The following is a 23,984-nucleotide window of genomic DNA, read 5'->3' on the forward strand; positions in this document are numbered from 1 at the left end:
CGAACCGGCGAGCGGCGCGGGGCGGTAGGAACGCTCCCGGCCCGGCAGCGCCGCACAGGATCCGGCCGCGGCGCACAGGTCACGGCCTGTGCGGCGAAAGCCACGACCTGCGCGGCAGCGCTGCCGGTCAGGCCGACGGGGCCGGCTTCTCCGGGGCACCGCCGCCGGTCTCGGCCGGCTTGCCGGGGCGGGCGCCGCCGGGGGCAGCGGCGGCCGGCTTCGCGTCGACACCGGCCTCCTTGCGCTGGGCCGCGGTGATCGGCGCCGGGGCCTGGGTCAGCGGGTCGAAGCCGCCGCCGGTCTTCGGGAACGCGATGACCTCGCGGATCGAGTCGACACCGGCGAGCAGCGCCGTGATCCGGTCCCAGCCGAACGCGATCCCGCCGTGCGGCGGCGGGCCGTAGGCGAACGCGTCGAGCAGGAACCCGAACTTCTCCTGCGCCTCGTCCTGGGTCAGCCCCATGATCTCGAAGACGCGCTTCTGGACCTCGGCGTCGTGGATACGGATCGAGCCGCCGCCGATCTCGTTGCCGTTGCAGACGATGTCGTAGGCGTAGGCCAGCGCGTTGCCGGGGTCGGACTCGAACTTGTCGATCCAGTCCGGGGTCGGCGAGGTGAAGGCGTGGTGCAGCGCGGTCCAGGCGCCCGCACCGACCGCGACGTCGTCGGTGTCGGCGGCCGACTCGAACAGCGGCGCGTCCACGATCCACACGAACGACCACGCGGACTCGTCGATCGCGTCGATCCGGCGGGCGATCTCGCCACGGGCGGCGCCGAGCAGCGCGCGGGCCTCGGACGGCTTCCCGGCGGCGAAGAAGATGCAGTCGCCCGGGTTCGCGCCGACGGCCCCGGCCAGCCCGGCCCGCTCGGTCTCGGAGAGGTTCTTGACGACCGGGCCGCGCTCGTCGACCTGCCCGTCGTCGCCGATCAGCACGTAGGCCAGCCCGCGGGCGCCGCGCTGCTTGGCCCACTCCTGCCAGCCGTCGAGCACCTTGCGCGGCTGCGACGCCCCGCCCGGCATGACGACGGCGCCGACGTAGGGGTTCTGGAACACCCGGAACCCGGTGCCCTCGAAGTACGAGGTGAGCTCGGTCAGCTCGATCCCGAACCGCAGGTCCGGCTTGTCCGAGCCGTACCGGGACATGGCCTCGGCGTAGGGCATCCGCGGGAGCGGGGTCGGCACGTCGTACCCGACCAGCTTCCAGAGCGCGACGAGCACCTTCTCGGCGAGCGCGATGACGTCGTCCTGCTCGACGAAGCTCATCTCGACGTCGAGCTGGGTGAACTCGGGCTGCCGGTCGGCGCGGAAGTCCTCGTCCCGGTAGCAGCGCGCGATCTGGTAGTAGCGCTCCAGCCCGCCGACCATGAGCAGCTGCTTGAACAGCTGCGGGCTCTGCGGCAGCGCGTACCAGGACCCGGGCCGCAGCCGGGCCGGGACGACGAAGTCGCGGGCGCCCTCGGGGGTGGACCGGGTCAGCGTCGGGGTCTCGACCTCGAGGAAGTCCTCGGCGGCCAGCACGTCGCGGGCGGCCTTGTTGACGTCGCTGCGCAGCTTCATCGCCGCGGCCGGGCCGGGGCGGCGCAGGTCTAGGTAGCGGTGCGTCAGCCGGATCTCCTCGCCGACGCCGGTGTGCTCGTCGACCGGGAACGGCAGCGGCGCGGCCTCCGACAGCACGGTCAGCCCGGTGACAGTGACCTCGATGTCGCCGGTCGGCAGCTCGGGGTTCTCGTTGCCCGCGGGGCGCCGGACGACCTCCCCGACGACCTGCACGCAGAACTCGGAGCGCAGCCGGTGGGCGCGCTCGGCCATCTCGCCCTCGCGGAAGACGACCTGGGCGGACCCGGAGCGGTCGCGGAGGTCGATGAAGATCACGCCACCGTGATCGCGGCGGCGGGCCACCCATCCGGCGAGGGTCACGGTCTGGCCGGCGTTCTCGGCACGCAGGGTGCCGACGGGGTGGGTTCGCATCACGGCGGTCAAGGCTATCGGCCGGGCCCGGGGGCGCCGCCACCAGGTTTACGACGACCGGCGACCTGCGCACAGCGGACTCGTGGCCGTGGGCAGATGGCGGAGAAGAGGCTGCGTCGCGCGGTCCCGGCCGGCGAGGTCGACAGGCTGCTCGACGAGCTGCCGCCGGTCGATGCGCGAGCCTGGTCCCGCGACCGCGCGGAGGTCGAGGCGCTGCTCGATGACGGAGCACTCGGCGATCCCGCCGAGGACGGACCACGGTGACGTGTGAGCCCACGGTGAGCGGCCCCGACTCCGTTCACATGAGGCTCAGCTGCCCCTCCCGCGGGTCGGGCGCGGGGGCCTGCTCGGGGATCCGCTGCCACCCCGGATCCCGCGGATTCGGCAGCGGCCGGTCCAGCCCGTGCCGGGCCAGCAGCGGCGCGACCCGCCGGGCGAGCGCCTCGCGGTGCTCCCGGCCGGCGTAGGCACCGCGCCGGTAGAGCCGTTCGTAGCGGCCGACCAGGGCCGGGTACTCACGGGCCAGCCACCGCAGGAACCACTCCCGGGTGCCGGGCCGCAGGTGCAGCGCCAGCACCGTCGCCCGCGTCGCCCCGGCCGCCGCGATCTCGGCGAGCAGCGCATCGAGGGCCTCGTCGGAGTCGGTCAGCCACGGTAGGACGGGCGCGACCATCACCCCGCACGGGAGGCCCGCGTCGGTGATCCGGCGGACCAGGTCCAGCCGGGCCCGCGGGCTCGGCGTGCCCGGTTCCAGCCCGGCCTGCAGGTCCCGGTCCAGCAGCGCGATCGAGACGCCGGTGCCCACGGTGACATCGGCCGCGGCCGCGCTCAGCTCCGGCAGGTCCCGGGTCAGGACAGTGCCCTTGGTCAGGATCGAGAACGGCGTCCCGGACCGGGCGAGCGCGGAGATCACGCCGGGCATCAGCCGGTACCGCCCCTCCGCCCGCTGGTACGGGTCGGTGTTGGTGCCCATCGCGACGTGCTCGCGGGCCCACGACGGCTTCGCGAGCTCACGCTCCAGCACCCGCGCGACGTTCACCTTCACCACGATCTGGGAGTCGAAGTCGGTCCCCGCGTCCAGGTCGAGGTAGGTGTGGGTGTTGCGGGCGAAGCAGTTGTGACTGACCACCCCGGCGGCGACGAAGTCCCCGGTGCCGGTGGTGATGTCGAACATCGGCACGATCTCGCCGGTGTCGGCGACCGACACCACCCGCGGCTCTCCCCGCGGCCCCGGCTCGACGAGCGCGCCGCCGACATCGCGCACCCGCGCTACCGCCGGGTCCGCGAGCGCGACCAGGCGGAGCTGCTCGGCGACCCCGCCGAGCAGCCGCAGCACCCGCACCCCCGGCCGCCCGGACGGTTCGGTCGCGACCCGGAACCCGAGCCGGCGCAGCGCGTCGACACCGGCGCGGGCCAGCGCCTCGTCGCCCGGGACGATCCGCAACACCCCGGCGGTGACCTCGCCGCAGCCGTCGAGCAGGCCACCGAGGAACCCGGCCGACCAGCCGGCGCCGGGCCGGGCGGGCCAGGCGGTGACGCCGACGGTGCGCCCTCCCCCGCGCTCCGGGAGCGACGGACCGCCGGCCGGGACCGGCCGCACCGTCGTGAGCAGGTGGTGGGCGCGGGTCAGCGCCTCCAGCTCGACCCACGCGGACGGGAACGGCTCCGCCGTCACCCGGGCCCGCACGGCGTCGGCCCGGACCAGCCCGCAGAGGTAGCCCTCCGTCCAGCCCTCGGGACGTTCCCCGCCCGGCACCGCGTCGGCCCCGGGGCCGACGAGCGCCGTTCCCGGCCGGAGGTGCGGGCGGTCCGACGACGCGCGGCAGCGGCCCGGCCGGACGTGCGCCCAGCCGTCTCCGGTGAGGAACCGGTGCTCGGCGGAGGTGACCAGCACGGTGCCGTCGTCGAGGGTCACCCGCTGGGCGCGGCGCCGGGTCGACCAGTGCGCCAGGACCGGGGTGCGGGCGAAGCGGCGCCGGCCGCGCCGGTCCGGCACCGTTCCGATCACCTCGTCGCCCGGACGCAGGTCCGCGATCGGCCGGGACCGGCCGTCGGCCATGAGCACGGGTGTGTCCCCGCGCAGGCAGTAGGTGCAGGCGTGGGAGCAGCCTCGATACGGGTTCACCGTCCAGCCGAACGGCACGGGCGACGACGCCCCGACCCGGTTCAGCACCGAGCGCGCCTCCACCTCGTGGAAGACCGTGCCGGCGAACTCCGGGGTCCGCACCGATCGCAGCAACCCGCGCATCCCCGGCAGCGCCGCGTCGCCGCCGACCCCGTCCATCCCCACCTGCTGTCCGCTCCACCGCACCCACTGAGTCGAACACATATTCGAACAACGGGCAACCGGTCGGCGCCCGGCGGTGTCGTCCGGGCGAGCACCGGTCGGGCCGGCGCGGGGCGCTTGCGAGGATGGGGCCGTGCAGCCCCACGACCCCCGTCACGGTCCGCCCGGCGGCCGTGACGGACGGTCCGGCCGGGGCGAGCCCACATCCGAGCCCGGCACCGGACGCCGCCGTGCCGTACGCCCGCCCGAGACCGGTCCGTACGCACGCCCCGCGACCGGGCACACCGGTGGGCACCGCCCGCCGGACGTCCGGCGTGGTCCAGGGGATGACCCGGTCCCGGAACGTGGCTCCGACCGGGAATACGAACGCGGCGGGTACGAGCGGGACGGATACGACCCGTACGACCACGACCGGCGGGAGTACGACCGGCACGGCCACGAACCGGGCGGCTACGACTCGCACGGCTACGAACGGACCGGTCACGAACCCGACGCGTACGATGAGCCGTACGACCGGCACGGTCACGACGGGCACCGGCCCGGACGAGAGCCGTACCCGGCCGGGGCCCGTCGACGCGGTCCCGGCCGCCGGACCGGCCCCCCGCACCCCCGGGAACCGTGGCCGGACGCCGACCGGGCCACCCCCTCGACCGCGGGTGTGCGGGACACCGGCGCGATCCCCGTCGGCGCCGGTACCGACCATCCGGACGGTGCGGACACCGGACGCCGGGCCACCCGTACCCGCGCGTCCCGCCGGTCCGGGCCCCCTCCCCCGCCCGCCGACGACGCCGCAGCGACCGGGCACGGCCACGGGCACGGACACGGACACGGCCCCGCCACCCCGGCCGGCCGGCGGATCCGCACCCTGCTGATCGCGCTGCTCGTACCGTGCGCGCTCGCGACGCTCGCCGGCGTCGTACTGCTCTGGCCCGGCGAGCTCCCGGTATCGGAGCTCCCGCGGACCGAGCAGGTGCGCGCCGACGTGACGGCCGTGCAGGTCGCGGACTGTGCCCCCAACTCCGGGGACGGTGCCTGCACCGGCGTCACCGTGACCATGACCGACGGGCCGCGCGAGGGAAGGGAATTGGTCCAGCTGGTGCCGAACGAGCCGTCGAGCCCGCGGTTCGCCGTCGGCGACCCGGTGACGATGTCCTACTCCGGCGGTGACCCGGACGCGGCGAGCTCCTACCAGATCAACGACTTCCAGCGGACGCCCGCGCTGGTGTGGCTGGCCGGGGCGTTCGCGCTCGCCGTCGTGCTGCTCGGCAGGCTGCGCGGGCTCGCCGCGCTGGCCGGCCTGGTGCTGAGCTTCGTGGTGCTGCTGGGCTTCGTGCTGCCCTCGATCCTGTCCGGGCACGCGCCGCTGGCGGTCGCCGTCGTCGGCGCCTGCCTGATCATGTTCGCGGTGCTGTACCTGGCACACGGGGTCTCGGCGCGGACGTCGTGCGCGGTGCTGGGCACCCTGGCGTCGCTGGCGCTTATCGGGGTGCTCGGCTACGTCTTCACCGCGGCGACCCGGCTGACCGGGCTCGACGACACCACCGCGAACCTCATCGGCACCCTCGGCGACGCCCCGATCGACCCGCGCGGCCTGATCCTGGCCGGGCTGGTGATCGGCGCGCTCGGCGCGCTCGACGACGTCACCGTCACCCAGGCCTCGGCGGTGTGGGAGCTGGGCGCGGCGAACCCGGAGCTCGGGGCGAAGGATCTCTTCGCGGCGGGGATGCGGATCGGCCGCGACCACGTCGCGTCGGCGGTGAACACCCTGGTGCTGGCCTACGCCGGTGCCGCGCTGCCGCTGATGCTGCTGTTCACGGTCGCGGCCGGGAGCGTCGGTGACGTGCTGACCAGCCAGGACGTCGCCACCGAGATCGTCCGGACGCTGGTCGGGTCGATCGGGCTGGTGGCCTCGGTCCCGGTCACCACCGGGCTCGCCGCGCTGGTCTGCGCCCGGCGGTAGTGCTCGCGACGCACCGGCCCGATCCGGTTCCTCCTCACTTCGGGTACCGACGGCCGGACCACGAGCGGCGGGACGGAAGGTGCGCGATCTCGTGCCGCCAGGCCACGGTCAGGTTGAGACCGCCACCGAGGTCCGGGAGCTCCGCCAGGTCCGCCTCCGGAACGGGAGCCGGGGTCCCGCCGGCCGCCGCGACGGCCAGGGCCGCCCTCGCCAGCACGTCCACGCTGCGTGCGCGCAGCACGGCCTCCGCCGGCCCCGCCCCCACCGCTGTCAGTCCGTGTCCGCGAAGGACAATCACCGGCCGGCTCCCGAGCGCCTCGGCCACCTCGCGGCCGAGGTCCGGCGTCCGCACCAGCACGCTGCGCGGGTACACCGGGACGCCCCCCGCGGCGAGGTGCGCGCCCGGGATGTCGTAGGCCCCCAACAGCGGCCGGACCGGATGCCCGGCCAGATCCGCGGCGACGACCGCGAACGGGTGCGCGTGCACGACGCAGCGCACGTCCGGTCGTGCCGCGAGGATCTCGGTGTGCAGCGGCAGCTCGGCCGGCGGTGCGTAGCCGCCACCAGGATCCCCGGAGCCGTCGACCGCCACCACGCGGACGTCGGCCGGTTCGGTGTGGGCCAGTCCGCGTTCCCGGGGCCCCCGGCAGCGGATCAGCATCCGGGCCGCGTCGAGCCGCACGCTGATGTGCCCCAGGAACCCGTCGGCCAGACCCCGCGCGGCCAGCACGCGGCAGCCCAGCGCGATCTCCCGGCGCAGCCGGCGAACCCCCGCAGCGGTCACCGTCCCGCGGGCCGTCAGATGATCACGGCCTCTCGGGTCTCGGGCGCGAACAGCTCGTCGGGCTCCAGAAGGCGGCCGGTGAGGCCCTGCTCGTGGGCGTAGCGGAGGAACACCTCCAGCACCCCCCGGTTGGCCTCCAGCCCGTAGGGCCAGAAGTCCTCGCCGAGCAGCGCGCGGGTGCGGTCGAGCTCGTCGGACAGCCAGGGCACCATCGTCGGGTTCGCCGCGGCCTCGGTCATCCGGGCCTCGACGAGCTCCTTGGAACGCTCGAACGCCGTCAGCATCGACCCGGCGAGCCAGGGGTGCCGCCGGTAGAGGTCCCGGCGCAGGACCACGGTGTGCATGATCGGGAAGATGCCGGTCTCGGCCGCGTAGCGCTCCTCCTCCGCCCGCGGATCGGTGAAGAGCGTGCGCACCGATCCGGGCTGCGACGGCCGTGGTGTGCGCGGCGCGTACAGCGCGTCGATCTCGCCGTCGACCAGCATGTCGACCAGGGTCCGGTCGGCCGGGATCGGCTCCACATCGATACCGGCCGGCAGCGCGAGCGGTTGTTTCTCCACCCGCCCGGGGCTGTGCATCCCCCCGGTCCGGTACCGCACCGACCGCACCGGCAGGCCGTGCCGGTCGGCGAGGATGCCGCGGATCCAGACGACGGCCGTGAGCTGGTACTCCGGCACCCCGACCACACCACCGGCGAGCTCGGCGGGGTCGGTGACCGGGCTGTCGGTGCGGACGTAGATCCCGTGGTGTCGGAACGCCCGGGACGGGAACGCGGGCAGCGCCACCAGGTCCGGGGAGTCGGTCGCGGCGACGTGCGTGACGTAGGACGACAGCGACATCTCGGCGGCGTCGAACTCGCGGTGCCGCAGCATCCGGAAGAAGGTCTCCTCGACCGGCAGGCACAGGTAGGTCAGGTCCACCCCCACCGGCCGCACGCCACCGTCGGCGAGTGCGCGGGTCCGGTCGTAGTCCCAACAGGCCAGGGACACCGGCAGCGGGCTCACGTGATGTCCCGGACGATCTGCTGGAACGCCGGGTCGGCGTTCAGGACCTCGCGTACCGCGCCGGCCAGCTCGGCGCCCGGCATGAACCCGATCGGCCGGCGCTGTTCGGCCGAGGCCGCGACCAGGTCCGGGTTCTCCAGGGCACAGGCGAACGCCTCGCGCAGGAAGTCCAGCCGGTCCGGCGGGAGGTCCGGCGGGGCGGCGACGGTCCGGCTCAGCGCGACGAGGTCGAGCAGCGACGACAGCGTCTCCCGCTGGTCCGTCCCGGCGACCGGCAGATCCCGCGCACGGGGGACGTCGTGGAGCTGGGGGCTCTCCGAGTCACCGATCACGAGGACCGGACGTAGCTCACCGGAACGGATGCCGCCGATCGTGCTCGCCACGGGGAGCACCTGGGCGTCGGCGTCACCGCGCAGGTACGCGGTCCTGGCCTCGCCGGACCCGGCGAACCCGCTGATCACCTCGACCGGGAAGTCGAAGATCTGCTGGAGCAGGGGCGGGTTGACGTAGTCGTTCGACCCCGGTCCGGTGGAGACGAACCGGACCGGATCGACCGAGTCCCGCATCGCGTCGACGCTGTCGAACCGTCCGTCCGCCGCGACCACGACCACATTGGCCTCATCGGAGATCCTGGCCACCCAGGACAGGTCCTCGAGCCGGAAGTTGATGCCGTCGGCACCGCCCATCTGCGCGGTGACGGCCCCGACCGTGTTCACGATCTGCACCCGGGTCCCGTCCGGTGCGGCCGCCGCGGTGTTGGACGTGGCGAGGAGGCCGCCCGCGCCCGCTTCGTTGACGACCTTGACCTGTCCTCCGGTGCACGACGCCAGATACGGGGCGATGTCCCGGACGTACAGGTCGTATCCACCGCCGGGCTCGTACGGGACCACGAACTCGATCGTCCGGTCCCGGTAGAACTCGTCGGCGGGCAGTGTCGCCGGGGCGGCGCCGCAGCCGGACGCGGCGAGGACCGCGAGGCTGGTGAGCACGCCGGCGAGTGTCGTACGCAGTCTCATCCGAACAGCCCTTCCGGGAGTGCGATCTCGAACACGACGCCGAAGAGGAGCCACGTCGTGAGGCCGATCGCGACGGCGTAGAGGAGACAGGCCGGCCAGCCCGACCGGGCCTGCACGCGCAGGTAGGCCGCCGCGAAGCAGGCCGCGGTGACGGCCAGCCCGAGCACCCAGGTCGCCAGGAAGAACCCGCCCGTCCAGAGCAGGGCCGAGACCCACGACCGGCGATCGGCCTCCCGGAACACCCGGGCCGTCTCGTCGCCGGAGGACGGCCGGTCGCCGGCCGACGGGGGTCTCCCCCGGCGGCGCCCGACGAGCGCCGTGACGAGGTACAGGCCGCTCAGCGCCGCACCGGTGCCCGACACCAGCAGCGGTGTGAGCGCGGCGCGGAAGCTCCAGTCGCCCGCCAGGACGAGCGCCACGACGAAGACGACCAGCAGCGTCGCCGAGATGACGACACCGGAGCGGTCGATGCCGCGCCCTGCCGGCACGGCGTCGTCCACAGCGGCCCGGGCCTCCGCGCCGTCGCCGGATGTGCGGTCGGTGGTACTCATCGCGGACTCCCACTCGTGGTCGCGCTGCGGACGGCACGGCGACGCCGCAGCAGCGGGCGGAGCAGCGCCAGTGCCGCGATCACCCCGATGACGACGACCGTCGGCCGGGTCAGCCACTCGGCCCCGTACAGCGACACGGACAGGAACAGGTAGCGCTCGGCGATGGACCCGAGCACGACGGCCAGCAGGAACGGCACCCTCGGCCAGTTCCACCGGACGCACACCACACCGATCCCCGCGGCGCACAGCATCACCAGCACGTCGCCGAAGTTGTTGCTCGCCGTGTAGGTGCCGATGGTCAGCAGGACGAGCAGCGCCGGGACGATGTAGGTGCTCGGGACGTCGGTCAGCTTGACCAGGTGCCGCACCGTGAGCAGCGCGATCGCGACGGCGACGACGTTGGCCAGGATGACGATCCAGGCCATCGACAGCGTCACGTCCAGGTCGGTGGTGAGCATCTCCGGCCCGGGGTCGAGGCCGACCACCAGGAACGCGCTCAGCAGCACGGCCGTCGCTGCACCACCCGGGATGCCGAACGCGACCGTCGGCACCAGGGCACCGCTGTCCTTGGCGTTGTTACTGGCCCCGGCGGCGATGACGCCCTCGATCGCTCCCGTCCCGAACTCCTCCGGGCGGCGCGAGGTCTGCTGGGCGTGTCCGTAGGCCAGGAACTGGGCGACCGAGCCGCCGACACCGGGCATCATCCCGACCGCCACGCCGATCGCCCCGGAACGGATCACCAGCCACCAGTGGGCGAAGGTGTCCCGGACGCCGCTCAGCAGCGCCGACATCCCGCTGGCCCGCACCTCCTCGCCGGCCGCGACGGCGTCGGACACCGCCTTCCCGGAGCGGTTGATCGATCCCTTGGTCATCATCAGCTGGAGCAGTTCCGCGCCACCGAAGAGGCCGACCACCAGTGGCACGAGCGGGATCCCCGCCCAGAGGTACAGCTCGCCGAAGGCGTACCGGGGCACGCCCTCCTGCGCGTCGATACCGATCATCGCGACGAGCACCCCGAACAGGGCCATCAGCAAACCGCGGAGGATCTTCGCACCGGAGAGGGCGACCACGAAGGTGAGGCCGAGGATCGTCAGGGCGAAGAACTCGGCCGGTCCGAACGCCAGCACCAGTGGCCGCACGATCGGGATCACCGCGACCAGCACGATCGCCCCGAACGCGGCGCCGAGTGCCGAGGCCGACAGGACGGCGCCGAGCGCGCGGCCGGCCTCGCCGCGTTTCGTCATCGGATGGCCGTCGAGGACGGTCGCGGCCGAGGTCGCCTCCCCGGGCACCCCGAAAAGCACCGAGGTGATGTCGCCGGCGGTCGAGGTGACGGCGAGCATGCCGAGCAGGAAGGCGAACGCCTGGACCGGCTCGAGGCCGACGGCGAACGGCAGCATCAGCGCGAGGGTCACCGCCCCGCCGAGACCGGGGAGGATGCCGACCGCGAAACCGACGGCGACGCCGATCAGCATCAGGAGCAGTGTCTGTGGCTGGAGCAGCTGGGTGAGGCTGCTGAGGAGCGCTTCTCCCATGGATCCTCCGTGATCTCGCCGTCGGCTCCTCGGTGAGCCGAATGGGGTGAGCGGGACGTACCGCGGCCTCGGCCAGACCGGGGCCGGGGGCGATGCGTCGCGCAGACCCTGCCACACCGACGGCGCATTGGGCTATTGTCAGTCCAATAATTTCTTGAGTTCGACCAGCGCCCACGCCGGCAACGCGTCCGGCCGGGCCGCGCACTTCCCGCACAGCGCCGGAAGCGGTCTTGCTTCGCGCTGATTGGCATGATGTCATACCAATCGCCTCCGACCAACGAGGCTGTTCGCCCGCCGCCAGGGAGGTCTCTCGTGCCGAAGGTCCTGTTCGTCCTGCCGGACGGCACCCGCACGGTCGTGGACGCGCGGGGCGGGGACTCGGTGATGGTCACCGCGACCCAGAACGGTGTCAGCGGCATCGTCGCGGAGTGCGGCGGTAACGCCAGCTGCGCGACCTGCCACGTCTGGGTGCGCGACGACTTCGTGGCCCTGTTCGACCCGCCCGGCGACATGGAGGAGGACCTCCTGGACCTGGCCGTGTCCGAACGGCGGGCCGGGAGCAGGCTGTCCTGTCAGATCACCGTGACCGACGAGCACGACGGCCTGACGGTCGACGTCCCGCCGGAGCAGCCGTGAGCGGCACCCTCGTCATCGGCGCGGGTCACGCCGGGGTCCAGCTGGCCGTCGCACTGCGGGAGGGCGGGGACACCGCGCCGGTCACCCTCGTCGGTGGTGAGCCGCACCCGCCCTACCAGCGACCGCCGCTGTCCAAGGGGTACCTGGCCGGCGCCGTTGACGCCGACCGGCTCGCCCTGCGCGCGCCGTCGTTCTACGCCGATCGGGACATCGACCTGGTCACCGGCGAGCGGGTCACCGACCTCGCAGACGGACGGGCGGTGACCGACCGCGGCCGGGAGATCCCCTTCGGCCGTCTCGCGCTGGCCGTCGGCACCGGCGTCCGCCGGCTCGACGTCCCGGGATCCGATCTCGACGGGGTGCACCATCTGCGCGACCGCGCCGACGCCGACCGCCTGCGCGCGGGGCTCGGGAGCGCGCACCGGATCGTCGTGGTGGGCGGCGGGTTCATCGGTCTGGAGGTGGCCGCACACTGCGCCGCACAGGGGCGATCGGTCACCGTGGTCGAGGCCGCCGACCGGTTGATGGGCCGGGCCGTCGCCCCGGCCGTGTCCACGTTCTACCGCGACACCCACGAGCGGCGGGGCGTGCGGGTCGTCCTCGGCGGGACGGTCGCCGCGCTCGGCGGCGAGCACGCCCGGGTCCGGGCGGTCGTCCTCGGCGACGGCCGGGAACTGCCGGCCGACCTGGTACTGGTCGGCATCGGCTGTGACCCACGGACCGGGATCGCCGAGCGGCTGGGCCTGGACTGCCCCGGCGGGATCCCGGTCGACCGGGCGGCGCGGACCGCACTGCCGGGCGTGGTCGCCGCGGGCGACTGCACCCTGCAGCCCCACCCCACCGTTCCCGGCGCGGGCCCGGTCCGCGTCGAGTCGGTGCAGAACGCGGTCCACCAGGCGAAGGTCGCGGCCGCGACGCTGACCGGCGGGACTCCCCCACCGCACGAGACACCCTGGTTCTGGTCCGACCAGCACGACCTCAAGCTCCAGATCGCCGGCCTGGCCCACGAGGCCGACGAGGTCGTGGTCCGGGGTGATCCGGCGACCGAGCGATTCGCCGCCCTGCACTACCGGGCGGGCCGGCTCCAGGCCGTCGACGCCGTCAACTCGCCGGCCGACTTCCTGGTCGTGCGGCGGGCGCTGACCCGCGGGATCGCCCTGCCCGCCGAGGTGGCGCGCCGGTCCGACCGTCCGCTCAAGGAACTCGTCGGCACCTGAGCGATCGACCCGATCGACCGACACGACCGTTCGGCACCGAGCAACGGAGGGGTTGCAGTGCTCAAGACAGAGATCAACGAGCTGCTGACGCAGACCGGACCGGGTACACCGATGGGCGAGATGTTCCGGCAGTACTGGATCCCGGCGCTGCTCGCCGAGGAGCTGCCCGAAAACGACTGCCCGCAGGTCCGGGTCAAGCTGCTCTCCGAGCGGATGATCGCGTTCCGGGACAGCACCGGGCGGTACGGGCTGATCGACGAGTTCTGCGCGCACCGCGGGGCGTCGCTGTGGTTCGGGCGCAACGAGGAGGGCGGCCTGCGCTGCGCGTACCACGGCTGGAAGTTCGACGTCACCGGACAGGCCATGGAGGTGCCGTCGGAGCCGGAGAACAGCAACTTCTGCGCGCACGTCCGGCTGCGCTCCTACCCGCTGGTCAGGATCGGCGACGTGCTCTGGACCCACATGGGCGATCCGGCCACGCGCCCACCGCTGCCCGAGTTCGAGTTCTCACGCGTCGCGCCGGAGCAGAACTACACGTCCAAGCGCTGGCAGGAGTGCAATTGGCTGCAGGCGTTCGAGGGCGGGATCGACTCCAGCCACGTCTCGTGGCTGCACTCCGGCGGGCTCAAGAACGATCCGCTGTTCAAGGGCGCCAAGGGCAACGACTACAACATGAACGACCTGCGGCCGTTCTTCGAGGTCGCCGACGCTGAGGGCGGGCTCTTCGTCGGCGCCCGGCGGAACGCCGAGGCCGACTCGTACTACTGGCGGATCACGCCCTGGGTGATGCCCAGCTTCACGCTCGTGCCCCCGCGTGGTGACCACCCGGTGCACGGGCACTGGTGGATCCCGATCGACGACCACAACTGCTGGGCCTACTCGTTCGACTACCACCCGACCCGTCCGTTGAGCGACGACGAGCTCGCCGCGATGCAGGCCGGGCACGGGGTACACAGCGAGAACATCCCTGGCACGTACCGGCCGGTGGCGAACCGGGACAACGACTATCTGATGGACCGCGAGGCCCAGCGTCGCGGAGAGTACTTCTCCGGCGTGAAGGGCATCGCCATCCAGGACTCCTCGCTGCAGGAGAGCATGGGGCCGGTCGTCGACCGCTCCCGGGAGCGCCTCGTCTCCGCCGACGCGGGCATCATCAAGGCCCGCCAGAAGCTGCGCCGGGCCGCGGTCGCACTACGGGACCAGGGGGTCGTGCCACCCGGCGTCGACCCCGCACACCACCACGTCCGGTCGGCGGCGGTGGTGCTCCCCCGCAACACCGCGTTCATCGACTCCAGCCGGGACGCGCTCACCGCGGAACCGGGCAAGCCGCACGCGTCGGTGTGAGAGCCATGACGTATCCGGCCCCGACGGGACGACCGATCCTGCAGAGCAGCTGCGCCCTGGCCACGACCGCGACGGAAGCCGGCTACCGGATCGACGCGAGGGTCGAGAGCCGGCCCGGCGCCCGGGTCGTCGCCCTCGACGACGACGCGGCCACGCTGGTCCGGCGCATCGCCCGCGACGAGTGGGCCGCCGCGCGCTTCTACGCGCTCGACGCCGGGCGGGGCGAGCGGCCCCTCCTGCGCCGGACCTCGGGAGCCCCGGCCGAGCTCGCCGACGAGATCGCGACCGCGGACGTCGTCGTCATGGTCGCCACGGCGCGCGCCGGCCGGGACGCCGCGGACGCCGCCGCCGGGATCGGCCAGGCCTGCGCCGAGCGCGGCGTGATGACCGCCGGCGTCGTCCTCGGCGAGGACCGGGACACGGCCCCGACGGTCCACGCACTGCGCCCGTACGCCCGGGTACTGCTCGTCGGCGCCGCCCCGACCGACCTCACCGACCTGCTGACCGCGATCCGTGCCTGAGGAGGACCCGATGGGCGAACCGATGACCGTTCCGGCACTCCGGGCGATGAAGCAGGAGGGACGAAAGATCGTCGGAGTGGTGGCGTGGGACTATCAAATGGCGCGGATCGTCGACCGCGCCGGCGTCGACCTGATCTCGGTCGGTGACACCGTCGGGATGAACCTGTGGGGCCAGCCGAACCCGCTGGAGATCACGTTCGAGCAGCTCCTGGTCGTCTGCCAGGCCGTGCGGCGCGGGACCCGGCACGCCCTGTTGTCCTGTGACTTCCCGTTCGGCCCGCTGCAGGAGGGTCCGCGCGAGGCGGTCCGCGCGGCGATCCGGCTGGTCAAGGAGGCCGGCGTCGACATGGTCAAGCTGGACGGCGCCGCCGACCACCTCGACGCCGTGACGGCCGTCCACCGGGCCGGGATACCCGTGTTCGCCCAGTTCGGCATCACCCCGCAGACCGCGCTGCGGCACGGCGTCGGCTACGACACCACCCCCGGGGCGGACAGCGAGGTCCCGCCCGCGATGGCCGAGCAGATGGTGGCCGAGGCGAAGGCCCTGGAGGCGGCCGGTGCGTCGCTGCTGAACTTCACCAACTCCGGCCCGGTCGCCGGACCGGCGGTGGTCGAGGCGGTGTCCGTCCCGGTGCTCGGCGGGCACGGCGGCGGCCCGTGGCTCGACGGCCGGGTCCGGATGGCCAACGCGGCGATCGGCTACGCGGCCTCGCAACTCGACGACCCGCGTGAGAGCTACGCCGACGTGGCCCGGATCAGCTTCGAGGCGATCTCGGCCTACGCCGGGGACGTGCGGGCCGGCCGGCAGATCCGCGGCGGGAGGTGAACCCGTGCCGACGACCACGATCGACGGACTGACCACCCGCTACGAGGTGACCGGCGACGGCCCGCCGCTGCTGCTGTTCTCCCCCGGCGGATTCAACGCCACGCTGGAGAACTGGGCCACGCACGGCGTGTACCGGATCACCGGGATCGTCGAACGGCTCGCCGAGCGCTTCACCTGCATCGCCTACGACCGGCGCGAGGCGGGCCGGTCCGGCGGGCGGGTGGAGCGGATCGGCTGGGCGCACTACGCCGCGCAAGGCGCGGGGCTGCTCGACCATCTGGGGATCGGGCGCGCGTTCGTGATGGGCGGCTGCGTCGGCGCCTCGGTGGCCACGACGTTCGCCGTCCAGTATCCGGAACGCACGTGCGGGATGGTGCTCTACTCCCCCGCCGGCGGGGCCCGGTACCGGATGACCCAGCATCGGCGGTTCGCCGACCACGCCGCGTTCGCCGCTGCGAACGGTCTCGCGGCGGTGGTCGCGCGGGCCCGCGGCTCCGACGCCGGCTTCGGTGCGGACGCCGCGGTCGGCCCGTGGGCACCGGTACTGCGCCGCGACCCGGATTTCGCCGCGGCCTACTCCGGCCTCGACCCGGAGCGCTACCGCACGGTGCTCGACGGACTCGTGCGGACGATGTTCGACCGGGACACCGTGCCCGGCCCCGAACCCGAGGACCTGCTGGCCTCCGACGTCCCGGCGCTGGTGGTGCCCGGTCAGGACAGCTCGCACGCCCGCTCGGCGGCCTGGTTCCTGCACGAGTGCCTGCACGGCTCGCAGCTGTGGAACGTACCGGTGGCCGAGCAGACGCAGGAGACGGCGCCGGAGCGGGTGCTGCGGTTCCTCGTCGAGCACGGCGGGTGAACGGCCCCTCCGGTCACCGCGGAGCGTGCGGGTACCCGAGCAGGGACTCGCCCCGCTCCAGGGCCGCGATCTGCGCGACACGTCCGGCGTGCCGGCCGCCGCGGAACTCCGTGGCGAGCCAGACCTCGAGGATGCGTTCCGCCGCGTCCGGGGCGATCACCTTCGAGCCCATCACCAGCACGTTGGCGTCGTTGTTGCCGCGGGCGACCGAGGCGACAAAGGTGTCGTGGCACAGCGCGGCCCGGATCCCGCGGATCTTGTTGCAGGCCATCTGCTCCCCGCTCCCGCTCCCGCCCAGCACGATCCCGGCGCCGGCGGCTCCGGTGAGCACCTGCCGGCACAGGTCCTCGCACAGCGGCGGGTAGTCGACGACCTCCTCGCCGTGCACCCCGCGGTCGTCGACCCGGTGGCCGCGGGCGGTGAGCCAGGCGCCGAGCCGGGTCTTCATCGCCACGGCGTTGTGATCGGCGACGATCGCGATCCGGGGCGCGCTCATGCGACGAGGGCGCGGGTGCCCGCGGCGAACAGGGTGTCGATCTCCGGACGGTCGGAGAGGATGTGCTGGTCGTGGGCCAGGTCGACCAGGTGCTCCAGGGCGGCCCGGTTGGGCTCGACGCCGTAGGGCAGCGGGTCGGCATCGGTCTCCGTCGCGACCGCAGTGTTGAGCCGGTCGGTCGCGTCGGGGGCGGGAATCGCCCCGGCGACCAGGTCGGCTACGTAGCGCCGCTTGGCCTCGGCGAAGGCCTCGAACAGGTCCTCGGCCAGCCACGGGTGCGCGGCGAGCAGGTCGTCCCGCACGACGACCAGGTGGTTGATCGGGTGGAAGCCGTCGCGGCGCAGGGCGGCGAGGGCGGCCGCCTCCGGATCGGGGAGGAGCGGCTCGACCCCCGCCACGGCCGGTGCGGCTCCGATCACCGCGGCGAGCGCGCCGGAGGCGACCTCCGCCGCCAGGTCGGTGCCGGCCGGAGCGGACTCCACATTCAATGGCGGCCGGTACCCCTCGACGTGCTCGTCGTCCGAGGTGACCCAGGTGATCCCGTCGAGGTCGAGCCCGTACTCGGCCGCGAGCACACCGCGTGCCCACACCCCGGTGGTCACGGTGTAGCCGCGGTTGACCCCGACCCGGCGGCCTGCCAGGTCCTCGGGTCGGCCGACCGAACCCGAGGCGACCTGGATCGCGCCGTGGTGGAACCCCCGCACCAGGAACACCGGGAGCGCGGTGAACGGAACCCCGTGCTCCCGGGCGACGAGATAGGTGGTCACCGCCATCTCGGCGACGTCGAACTCCAGCCCGCGCACCATCCGCCGGAAGCCGCGCGGCAGCGGTGACACCTCGACGACGTCGAGCTCCGCGCGCGCCGGTGTGACGGCCCCGCTCAGGAGCGCCGCGTTCGCGCCCTGACCACGGGTGAGCGTCGACAGGTGCAGCAGCTCGGTCATGTCCTCCGCCTCTCGCCCTCGGGCGGACCTCTGGTCACTCCGCCACCCGGAGGCTAGCATTGGTATGACACCAGACCATAGGCCCGCTTCGCGCGGACCCCCGGCAGAGGAGAGAGATGACGGACGACATCGTGGCCGCCGTCCGGGTGGCCCCCGGCCACACGGAGCTGCAGCACTTCCCGATGCCACGGGTGCCCGCGGACGGTGCCCTGCTGAAGGTGGAGGTGGCCGGGATCTGCGGGACCGACGTCAAGATGTACGCCCGCCCGCCCTTCGCCGACCCGGTGATCATGGGCCACGAGAACGTGGGTGTGATCGTCGACGCGGGCCCGGAGTTCGTGCGGCGGCACAGCGTGCGGGACGGCGACCGGGTCTTCGTCGAGCACTACGTCGGGTGCTTCCACTGCGAGTGGTGCCACGCCGGCGAGTACCGGCACTGTGAGAACACCGACTGGCGGACCAACCCCGACGCCCGCCGCTACGGCTACACCTCGGCGCACAACGAGCACCATCTGTGGGGCGGCTTCGCGCAGTACATGTTCCTGCCCTGGAACGCGGTCCTGCACCGGGTCCCGGACGGCGTCTCCGCCGAGCTCGCCGGGCTCGCGACCCCGCTGTCGAACGGCATCGAGTGGGCGCTCAACGCCGGCGGGGTGGGGTACGACTCGACGGTGCTCATCCAGGGACCGGGCCAGCAGGGCCTGTCCCAGGTCGTCGCCTGCCGGCAGGCCGGAGCGTCGACGATCATCGTCACCGGCACCGCGCGGGACGCCGCCCGGCTCCAGCTCGCCAAGGACCTGGGCGCCGACCACGTGGTCGACGTGACCTCGGAGGACCCGGTCATCGCGGTGCGCGACCTGACCGGCGGCCGCGGGGTCGACGTGGTGCTCGACTGCACCGCGGGCGCCGGCACCGCTCCGCTGCTGCTCGGGGTGGAGGCGCTCCGGCGCCGGGAGGGCGTGATGGTGGTCCAGGGCGAGGTCGCGGCGTTCCCGGACTTCCCGCTGAAGAAGATCACCGAGAAGGCGATCACCATCCGGAGCGCCCGCGGCCACGGCTACCGGTCCTGCGAGCTCGCGATCGCGCAGCTGGCCTCCGGCCGGTTCCCGCTCGAGCGGCTGGCCACCCACAGCTTCGGGCTGGCGGAGACCGACGCGGCGATCCGCGCCGTCGGCGGCGAGACCGGCGACGACGTCGTGCACGTGTCGCTGCTGCCCTGGGGCGGTGACCGGTGAGCGGGCCGGTGGTCGTGCGCAACCCGCCGCGGGCCGATCCCGACGCGGTCGCCGCGCTGGGCCGGTTCGGGGTGTCCACGGTGCACGAGGCCCAGGACCGGACCGGCCTGCTCGCGCCGCGGCTGCGGCCGATCCACCCGGGTGCCCGCATCGCCGGCACCGCTGTCACGGTCTCCGTCCCGCCGGGCGACAACTGGATGATCCACGTCGCCGTGGAGCAGTGCCGCCCGGGCGACGTGCTGGTCGTCGCACCGACCACGCGGTCCGAGGCCGGCTACTTCGGCGAGCTGCTGGCGACCTCGCTGGTGGCCCGCGGCGTGCGGGGACTGGTCATCGACGCGGGCTGCCGCGACGTCCGTGAACTGACCGAGCTCGGGTTCCCGGTCTGGTCGCGCGCGGTGTCGGCCTTCGGCACGGTGAAGGAGACGCTGGGCCGGGTCAACGTGCCGATCTCGTGCGCCGAGCAGATCGTGCACCCCGGGGACGTGGTCGTGGCCGACGACGACGGGGTCGTCGTCGTCCCCCGGAGCGACGCGGCCGCGGTCGCCACGGCCTCGGCCGCCCGCGAGGAGCGGGAGTCGGTGGTCCGCGAGCGGTACCGGGCCGGGGAGCTCGGCCTGGACGTCTCGGACATGCGCGGGCGACTGGAGAGCAAGGGACTGCGCTACGTCGACCATCCGGAGGGAGCCGCGTGATCATCGACTGTCACGGCCACTTCACCTCCGCGCCGCGCTCGCACCGGGACTTCCGGCGGGCGCAGCTCGACCGGCTCGGGGATCCGGCGCTGCCGTCCCCCGTCCCGCCGGCCGTCGGCGACGACGAGGTCCGGGAGGCCATCGAGAACAACCAGCTGCGGGTGCTCCGCGAACGCGGCGCGGACCTGATGATCATCTCCCCGCAGGCCTCGGCGATGGACCACCACGTGCCCGACCAGGACGTGGCCACGACCTGGGCCCGGACCTGCAACAACCTGGTCCACCGCGTGACCACGCTGTTCCCGGAGCACTTCGCCGGGGTCTGCCAGCTGCCGCAGACCCCGGGGGGCACGCTCGACGCCTGCATCGCCGAGCTGCGCCGGTGCGTCGAGCAGCTGGGCTTCGTCGGGGCGAACCTGAACCCGGACCCCAGCGGCGGGGCCTGGACGGGGTCGGCGATGACCGATCCGTCCTGGTTCCCGCTCTACGAGGCACTGGTCGAGCTGGATGTCCCGGCGATGATCCACGTCTCGGGCTCGTGCCTGCCCCCGGTGCACACGCTCGGCGCGCACTACCTGCACGCCGACACGACCGTGTTCATGCAACTGCTGCTCGGGGACCTGTTCGCGCGCTTCCCGGGCCTACGCCTGGTGATCCCGCACGGCGGTGGCGCGGTGCCCTACCACTGGGGACGGTTCGAGGGGCTGGCCGCGCGGCTCGACCGGCCGCCACTGCGCGAGCACCTCATGGACAACGTCTGGTTCGACACCTGCGTCTACCACGCACCGGGGGTACGGCTGCTGCTCGACGTGGTGGGGCCGGACAACGTCCTGTTCGCCTCCGAGATGCTGGGGGCGGTCCGCGGGACCGATCCCGCGACGGGCGCCGCCTGGGACGACACCCTGCGCTACGTCGACGCCGCGGGACTGGCCGGCGACGCACGCACCGCCGTCCTGGAGGGGAACGCCCGCCGGGTCTACCCGCGGCTGGCCGCGCGGACCGCGGCCCACGCCTGACCGCCGGCGATCCCCGGAGCGTCCCGGGGACCGCCGCCGGTCACTCCCGGGCCAGCCGTTCGGCCGTGCGGGCCAGGTGCGCGGTCATCACCGCGGTCGCCGCCGCGACGTCGCGCATCCGCACGGCGTCGACGAACTCCCGGTGCTCCGCGGTCCCCTTGACCCCGACCCGCGGGTCCTCCTCCTGCGCGCGGATCAACGACCGCAGGATCGGACCGTGGAACGAGCGCGCGAGCATCTCGATGGCCGGGTTGTGCGTGGCGCGGGCCACCCGGACGTGGAACTCGGCGGACAGCGACACCGAGTAGCCCTCCCCCGACTCGAGCGACTCCTCCGCGCGCGCGCAGATCGCCTCGAGCTCGGCGATGTCCTGCTCGTCGGCGCGCCGGCACACCAGCGGGACGATGGCGAGCTCGAAGACCTGGCGGGCCTCGGTGACGTCGGACGGCTCGACCACCGAGAACCGCAGCAGGTCGGAGATGCCCTCACCGACCTGCTCGCTCGTGGGTGCGGTCACGAAGGCGCCACCCCGGGCACCGACCCGGATCGTGACGATGCCGGTCGCCTCCAGCATCTTCAGCGCCTCGCGCACGGTGACCCGGCTCGCGCCGAACCGTTCACCGAGGTCCCGCTCTGAGGGCAGCCGGTCCCCCGCGACGAGCTGGCCGTCCGCGATCAGCGTCCGGATCTGCTCGACGATCAGGTTGGAGACCCGCCCGGCCCGCACCCGGCCGAACATCTCGGGGTTGTCGCGGCGCGCGCCGGTCTCGTCGGCACTACCGGGCACTGGAGGCATGGACCAATAGTATGGCCATCGACCGGAAGGCGGGCACCCGTGCCGGTGCGCCGGCACCGTCGAGCTCAGCGCCGTGCGTCGTCCAGCGCGCGCAGCCGCCCGAGCGTCTCGTCCGCCATCGTCCCATCGCCGAGCATCCTCCTGCACAGGAACATCGCCTTCGGCCAGTTCACGGTCACCGCCCCGCACAACCGCCCGTCCGCGCCGGCGTACACGGCGGCACCGCGGGCGGCGTCCCCGGCGATCGACCCGACGAGCTCGTGCCGGTCCGCCTCGACCGGTCGGCCGGCGATCTGGATCTTCCAGTCGTACTGGTCGCTCCACACGTACTCGACCGGATCGTGCACCCGGAGGTCCTCCGGCGCCACGATGTTGTGCGCCGCGACCGCCGCCATCTCGGAGGCGTTCGTCCAGTGCTCGGCCCGGACGTGCCGCCCGAGACCGCGGCGGTAGCTGCGGGCGCCGTCGCCGACGGCGTACACCCCGGCTGCCTGCGCGCCGGCGTCGTCGACGGCCCTGCAGTGCTCGTCGGTCACCACCCCGTCCTCGATCCGCAGGCCGGAGGATGCCAGCCAGGCGTCGTTCGGGACCGCCCCGATCCCGACGACCACCGCCGCGGCCCCGAGCGAGGACCCGTCGTCGAGCAGGACCCGGAGCCGGCCGCTGCCGCCCTCGATGCCCGCGACCCCCGTGCCGAACCGGGTGGCGACGCCGTGCCGGTGGTGCAGCTCGGTGAACAGGGCACCGACCTCCGGGCCGACGACCCGGCCGATCGGCGCCGGGAGCGGGTCGACGACCGTCACCGCGCAACCGGCCGACCGCGCGGTCGCCGCCACCTCGGCACCGATGAAGCCGCCGCCGACGACGACCAGCGGGGCGCCTGGCACCAGCTCGGCGCGCAGGGCTCGGGCGTCGTCCAGGCAGCGCACCACGTGCACGCCGGAGCTCACCGGCCACGGGACGGCTCGCGCGTCGGCCCCGGTCGCGAGGACGACCGCGTCCCAGTCCAGGGTCGTGCCGTCGGCCAGCCGCAGGGTCCGGCCACGCGGGTCCAGGCGCTCGGCGGCCGATCCGAGCCGCAGCTCGATCCCGAGCCGGCCGGCCATCTCCTCGGTGAGCAACGTGACCCCGGCGAGGTCCCGGCCACCGGCGAGGAACTGCTTCGACAGCGGTGGCCGGTCGTAGGGCAGGTGGGGCTCCCGGTCGACGAGCACGATCCGCCCGTCGTGGCCCTCCGATCGCAGGGCCTGGGCGACGCGGACACCCGCCACCGACCCGCCGACGACGGCGACGGTCGGCATCTCACCCACCCAGCGTCAGGGCGTGGACCGGGCAGCTGCGGGCCGCCTCCTCGACCCGGGACCGCTCGGTCTCGTCGATCTCCTCCTTCAGCAGCACCACGACCCCCTCGTCGTCGAGGTCGTACACGTCCGGTGCCCCGGTGACGCAGTTGCCGTAGCCCTGGCAGGCCCGGTGGTCGGCATGCAGCTTGTGCATCCGGTCTCCTCCTCCGTGAGTCGGACCGCGGCGGGTCAGACGAAGATCCCGCCGCCGTCGACGGTCAGTTGCTGGCCGCTGATGAAGGCGCCGGCCTCCGAGGCGAGGAACAGCACCGCGCCGACGACGTCGACCGGGTGCATGTCCCGGGCGAGGCTGCGCTCGCGGGCGCGGTCGGCCGCCCGGATGTCGAAGGTGTCCTCCTGGCCCTCGCGGCTGGCCTCGTTGTCGACCAAGCCCGGGGTGACGCAGTTGACCCGGATCCCGTGCGGACCGACCTCGCGCGCGATCGCCCGGGTCGCCGCCAGCACGGCGCCCTTCGACGCGACGTAGTGCAGGTTGTGCGCCGTCCCCTTCAGCGCGGTCGTCGAGGCGATGTTGACGATCGCGCCGGAGCCGGCCGCACGCATCGAGGGCAGCACCGCGGCGGTCGTGTTCCAGACGCCCCGCACGTTGACCGCCATCACGTCGTCCCACTCCTGGGGCGGGATCGACTCGAGCGGCCCCCGGTAGAGGCCCGCGTAGCGCGCCGCGTTGTTGACCAGGACGTCCACCCGCCCCCACCGCTGCAGAGCCGCGGCCACCATCGCGTCGGCCTCGGACCGGAGCCGCACGTCGGTGCGGACCCAGGCCGCGTCGACGCCCAGCGACCGGGCCTTCGCGGCGGTGTCCTCGCCGTCGGAGACGTCGGCGACGAGCACCCGGGCGCCCTCCTGGGCGAAGGCGTGCGCGTACTCGGCACCGATGCCGCGGGCGGCACCCGTGACGATGACGACCTGGTCGACGAACGACATGC

24 protein-coding genes are annotated in these 23,984 nt (G+C 73.7%); 11 read left to right on the forward strand and 13 right to left on the reverse strand.

Features of this window, described 5'->3' with window-relative positions; all coding sequences use genetic code 11:
• Nucleotides 1–127: 127 nt before the first annotated feature.
• Complete coding sequence (aspS, locus tag WIS52_RS05010; RefSeq protein WP_349296915.1) at nucleotides 128–1,972, reverse strand: aspartate--tRNA ligase; 1,845 nt, start codon at nucleotides 1,970–1,972, stop codon at nucleotides 128–130.
• A 93-nt stretch (nucleotides 1,973–2,065) separates the two neighbouring features.
• Between aspS and WIS52_RS05015 the strand changes: the two genes are divergently transcribed.
• Nucleotides 2,066–2,233, forward strand: a complete 168-nt coding sequence (locus tag WIS52_RS05015) for a hypothetical protein (protein WP_349296916.1) — start codon at nucleotides 2,066–2,068, stop codon at nucleotides 2,231–2,233.
• A gap of 34 nt (nucleotides 2,234–2,267) precedes the next feature.
• On the opposite strand, the gene WIS52_RS05020 is transcribed toward WIS52_RS05015, so the two are convergent.
• Nucleotides 2,268–4,280, reverse strand: a complete 2,013-nt coding sequence (locus WIS52_RS05020; protein ID WP_349296917.1) for an intein-containing Rv2578c family radical SAM protein — start codon at nucleotides 4,278–4,280, stop codon at nucleotides 2,268–2,270.
• A 634-nt stretch (nucleotides 4,281–4,914) separates the two neighbouring features.
• Here WIS52_RS05020 and WIS52_RS05025 point away from each other — a divergent pair.
• A complete protein-coding gene (locus WIS52_RS05025) occupies nucleotides 4,915–6,216 on the forward strand; it encodes a YibE/F family protein (RefSeq protein ID WP_349296918.1) in 1,302 nt (433 codons plus the stop codon).
• A gap of 34 nt (nucleotides 6,217–6,250) precedes the next feature.
• Here the strand turns inward: WIS52_RS05025 and WIS52_RS05030 are convergent, their stop codons facing one another.
• The 5 genes from WIS52_RS05030 to WIS52_RS05050 are packed head-to-tail and all read right to left on the reverse strand — an operon-like array spanning nucleotide 6,251 to nucleotide 11,106.
• The gene (locus tag WIS52_RS05030) at nucleotides 6,251–7,000 is read right to left on the reverse strand and encodes a class II aldolase/adducin family protein (protein ID WP_349296919.1); all 750 of its coding nucleotides are present in this window, start codon (nucleotides 6,998–7,000) and stop codon (nucleotides 6,251–6,253) included.
• Between the two features lie 14 nt (nucleotides 7,001–7,014).
• Nucleotides 7,015–8,004 carry a substrate-binding domain-containing protein gene (locus WIS52_RS05035; RefSeq protein WP_349296920.1) on the reverse strand — a complete coding sequence of 330 codons (990 nt, stop codon included), beginning with the start codon at nucleotides 8,002–8,004 and terminating at the stop codon, nucleotides 7,015–7,017.
• On the reverse strand, nucleotides 8,001–9,020 hold the full coding sequence (locus tag WIS52_RS05040) for a Bug family tripartite tricarboxylate transporter substrate binding protein (RefSeq protein WP_349296921.1): 1,020 nt from the start codon (nucleotides 9,018–9,020) through the stop codon (nucleotides 8,001–8,003). Before WIS52_RS05040 ends, WIS52_RS05035 begins: the two co-directional genes overlap by 4 nt.
• A complete protein-coding gene (locus WIS52_RS05045; RefSeq protein ID WP_349296922.1) occupies nucleotides 9,017–9,571 on the reverse strand; it encodes a tripartite tricarboxylate transporter TctB family protein in 555 nt (184 codons plus the stop codon). The genes WIS52_RS05040 and WIS52_RS05045 overlap by 4 nt, the downstream gene beginning before the upstream one ends.
• Nucleotides 9,568–11,106 carry a tripartite tricarboxylate transporter permease gene (locus WIS52_RS05050; protein ID WP_349296923.1) on the reverse strand — a complete coding sequence of 513 codons (1,539 nt, stop codon included), beginning with the start codon at nucleotides 11,104–11,106 and terminating at the stop codon, nucleotides 9,568–9,570. Before WIS52_RS05050 ends, WIS52_RS05045 begins: the two co-directional genes overlap by 4 nt.
• A gap of 312 nt (nucleotides 11,107–11,418) precedes the next feature.
• Here WIS52_RS05050 and WIS52_RS05055 point away from each other — a divergent pair, with 312 nt between their 5' ends.
• The 6 genes from WIS52_RS05055 to WIS52_RS05080 are packed head-to-tail and all read left to right on the forward strand — an operon-like array spanning nucleotide 11,419 to nucleotide 16,509.
• Entirely contained in the window at nucleotides 11,419–11,742 is a 324-nt protein-coding gene (locus WIS52_RS05055; RefSeq protein ID WP_349296924.1) for a 2Fe-2S iron-sulfur cluster-binding protein, read from the forward strand.
• The gene (locus tag WIS52_RS05060; RefSeq protein WP_349296925.1) at nucleotides 11,739–12,959 is read left to right on the forward strand and encodes an NAD(P)/FAD-dependent oxidoreductase; all 1,221 of its coding nucleotides are present in this window, start codon (nucleotides 11,739–11,741) and stop codon (nucleotides 12,957–12,959) included. The genes WIS52_RS05055 and WIS52_RS05060 overlap by 4 nt, the downstream gene beginning before the upstream one ends.
• Before the next feature lie 57 nt (nucleotides 12,960–13,016).
• Nucleotides 13,017–14,303, forward strand: a complete 1,287-nt coding sequence (locus WIS52_RS05065) for an aromatic ring-hydroxylating dioxygenase subunit alpha (protein ID WP_349296926.1) — start codon at nucleotides 13,017–13,019, stop codon at nucleotides 14,301–14,303.
• Nucleotides 14,304–14,308: 5 nt separating this feature from the next.
• On the forward strand, nucleotides 14,309–14,824 hold the full coding sequence (locus tag WIS52_RS05070) for a hypothetical protein (RefSeq protein WP_349296927.1): 516 nt from the start codon (nucleotides 14,309–14,311) through the stop codon (nucleotides 14,822–14,824).
• A gap of 10 nt (nucleotides 14,825–14,834) precedes the next feature.
• Entirely contained in the window at nucleotides 14,835–15,650 is an 816-nt protein-coding gene (locus WIS52_RS05075) for a 3-methyl-2-oxobutanoate hydroxymethyltransferase (protein WP_349296928.1), read from the forward strand.
• A 4-nt stretch (nucleotides 15,651–15,654) separates the two neighbouring features.
• Entirely contained in the window at nucleotides 15,655–16,509 is an 855-nt protein-coding gene (locus tag WIS52_RS05080) for an alpha/beta hydrolase (RefSeq protein ID WP_349296929.1), read from the forward strand.
• 13 nt (nucleotides 16,510–16,522) lie between these two features.
• Here the strand turns inward: WIS52_RS05080 and WIS52_RS05085 are convergent, their stop codons facing one another.
• Nucleotides 16,523–17,005 (reverse strand): RpiB/LacA/LacB family sugar-phosphate isomerase, encoded by a 483-nt coding sequence (locus WIS52_RS05085; protein WP_349296930.1) that lies wholly within the window; start codon nucleotides 17,003–17,005, stop codon nucleotides 16,523–16,525.
• Nucleotides 17,002–17,949, reverse strand: coding sequence for a substrate-binding domain-containing protein (locus WIS52_RS05090; protein WP_349296931.1), 948 nt, complete (start codon nucleotides 17,947–17,949; stop codon nucleotides 17,002–17,004). The genes WIS52_RS05085 and WIS52_RS05090 overlap by 4 nt, the downstream gene beginning before the upstream one ends.
• 116 nt (nucleotides 17,950–18,065) lie before the next feature.
• Here WIS52_RS05090 and WIS52_RS05095 point away from each other — a divergent pair, with 116 nt between their 5' ends.
• From WIS52_RS05095 to WIS52_RS05105, 3 genes are read left to right on the forward strand one after another with little or no spacing between them, the layout of a single operon-like run.
• Nucleotides 18,066–19,184 carry a zinc-dependent alcohol dehydrogenase gene (locus WIS52_RS05095; protein WP_349296932.1) on the forward strand — a complete coding sequence of 373 codons (1,119 nt, stop codon included), beginning with the start codon at nucleotides 18,066–18,068 and terminating at the stop codon, nucleotides 19,182–19,184.
• Nucleotides 19,181–19,879: a 4-carboxy-4-hydroxy-2-oxoadipate aldolase/oxaloacetate decarboxylase gene (locus tag WIS52_RS05100; RefSeq protein ID WP_349296933.1), complete on the forward strand. Its 699-nt coding sequence runs from the start codon at nucleotides 19,181–19,183 to the stop codon at nucleotides 19,877–19,879. Before WIS52_RS05095 ends, WIS52_RS05100 begins: the two co-directional genes overlap by 4 nt.
• Nucleotides 19,876–20,895, forward strand: coding sequence for an amidohydrolase family protein (locus WIS52_RS05105; protein ID WP_349296934.1), 1,020 nt, complete (start codon nucleotides 19,876–19,878; stop codon nucleotides 20,893–20,895). The genes WIS52_RS05100 and WIS52_RS05105 overlap by 4 nt, the downstream gene beginning before the upstream one ends.
• A 40-nt stretch (nucleotides 20,896–20,935) precedes the next feature.
• Here WIS52_RS05105 and WIS52_RS05110 read toward each other — a convergent pair whose 3' ends face one another.
• From WIS52_RS05110 to WIS52_RS05125, 4 genes are all read right to left on the reverse strand, one after another.
• A complete protein-coding gene (locus WIS52_RS05110; RefSeq protein ID WP_349296935.1) occupies nucleotides 20,936–21,691 on the reverse strand; it encodes a FadR/GntR family transcriptional regulator in 756 nt (251 codons plus the stop codon).
• A gap of 65 nt (nucleotides 21,692–21,756) precedes the next feature.
• Nucleotides 21,757–22,992: an NAD(P)/FAD-dependent oxidoreductase gene (locus tag WIS52_RS05115; protein WP_349296936.1), complete on the reverse strand. Its 1,236-nt coding sequence runs from the start codon at nucleotides 22,990–22,992 to the stop codon at nucleotides 21,757–21,759.
• Nucleotide 22,993: 1 nt separating this feature from the next.
• Nucleotides 22,994–23,188 carry a ferredoxin gene (locus WIS52_RS05120; protein ID WP_349296937.1) on the reverse strand — a complete coding sequence of 65 codons (195 nt, stop codon included), beginning with the start codon at nucleotides 23,186–23,188 and terminating at the stop codon, nucleotides 22,994–22,996.
• Between the two features lie 35 nt (nucleotides 23,189–23,223).
• A complete protein-coding gene (locus WIS52_RS05125; RefSeq protein ID WP_349296938.1) occupies nucleotides 23,224–23,982 on the reverse strand; it encodes an SDR family NAD(P)-dependent oxidoreductase in 759 nt (252 codons plus the stop codon).
• Nucleotides 23,983–23,984: the final 2 nt, after the last annotated feature.

This window comes from Pseudonocardia nematodicida (assembly GCF_040105385.1).
Taxonomy (GTDB): Bacteria; Actinomycetota; Actinomycetes; order Mycobacteriales; family Pseudonocardiaceae; genus Pseudonocardia; species Pseudonocardia nematodicida.

Excerpts from the sequence above, each read along its gene's own strand:
- WIS52_RS05075 (WP_349296928.1), top strand. The coding sequence starts at position 14,835 with ATGGGCGAACCGATGACCGTTCCGGCACTCCGGGCGATGAAGCAGGAG.
- WIS52_RS05115 (WP_349296936.1), bottom strand. The coding sequence starts at position 22,992 with ATGCCGACCGTCGCCGTCGTCGGCGGGTCGGTGGCGGGTGTCCGCGTC.
- WIS52_RS05085 (WP_349296930.1), bottom strand. The coding sequence starts at position 17,005 with ATGAGCGCGCCCCGGATCGCGATCGTCGCCGATCACAACGCCGTGGCG.
- WIS52_RS05090 (WP_349296931.1), bottom strand. The coding sequence starts at position 17,949 with ATGACCGAGCTGCTGCACCTGTCGACGCTCACCCGTGGTCAGGGCGCG.
- WIS52_RS05050 (WP_349296923.1), bottom strand. The coding sequence starts at position 11,106 with ATGGGAGAAGCGCTCCTCAGCAGCCTCACCCAGCTGCTCCAGCCACAG.
- WIS52_RS05125 (WP_349296938.1), bottom strand. The coding sequence starts at position 23,982 with ATGTCGTTCGTCGACCAGGTCGTCATCGTCACGGGTGCCGCCCGCGGC.
- WIS52_RS05070 (WP_349296927.1), top strand. The coding sequence starts at position 14,309 with ATGACGTATCCGGCCCCGACGGGACGACCGATCCTGCAGAGCAGCTGC.
- WIS52_RS05040 (WP_349296921.1), bottom strand. The coding sequence starts at position 9,020 with ATGAGACTGCGTACGACACTCGCCGGCGTGCTCACCAGCCTCGCGGTC.
- WIS52_RS05110 (WP_349296935.1), bottom strand. The coding sequence starts at position 21,691 with ATGCCTCCAGTGCCCGGTAGTGCCGACGAGACCGGCGCGCGCCGCGAC.
- WIS52_RS05095 (WP_349296932.1), top strand. The coding sequence starts at position 18,066 with ATGACGGACGACATCGTGGCCGCCGTCCGGGTGGCCCCCGGCCACACG.
- WIS52_RS05120 (WP_349296937.1), bottom strand. The coding sequence starts at position 23,188 with ATGCACAAGCTGCATGCCGACCACCGGGCCTGCCAGGGCTACGGCAAC.
- WIS52_RS05045 (WP_349296922.1), bottom strand. The coding sequence starts at position 9,571 with ATGAGTACCACCGACCGCACATCCGGCGACGGCGCGGAGGCCCGGGCC.
- WIS52_RS05015 (WP_349296916.1), top strand. The coding sequence starts at position 2,066 with ATGGCGGAGAAGAGGCTGCGTCGCGCGGTCCCGGCCGGCGAGGTCGAC.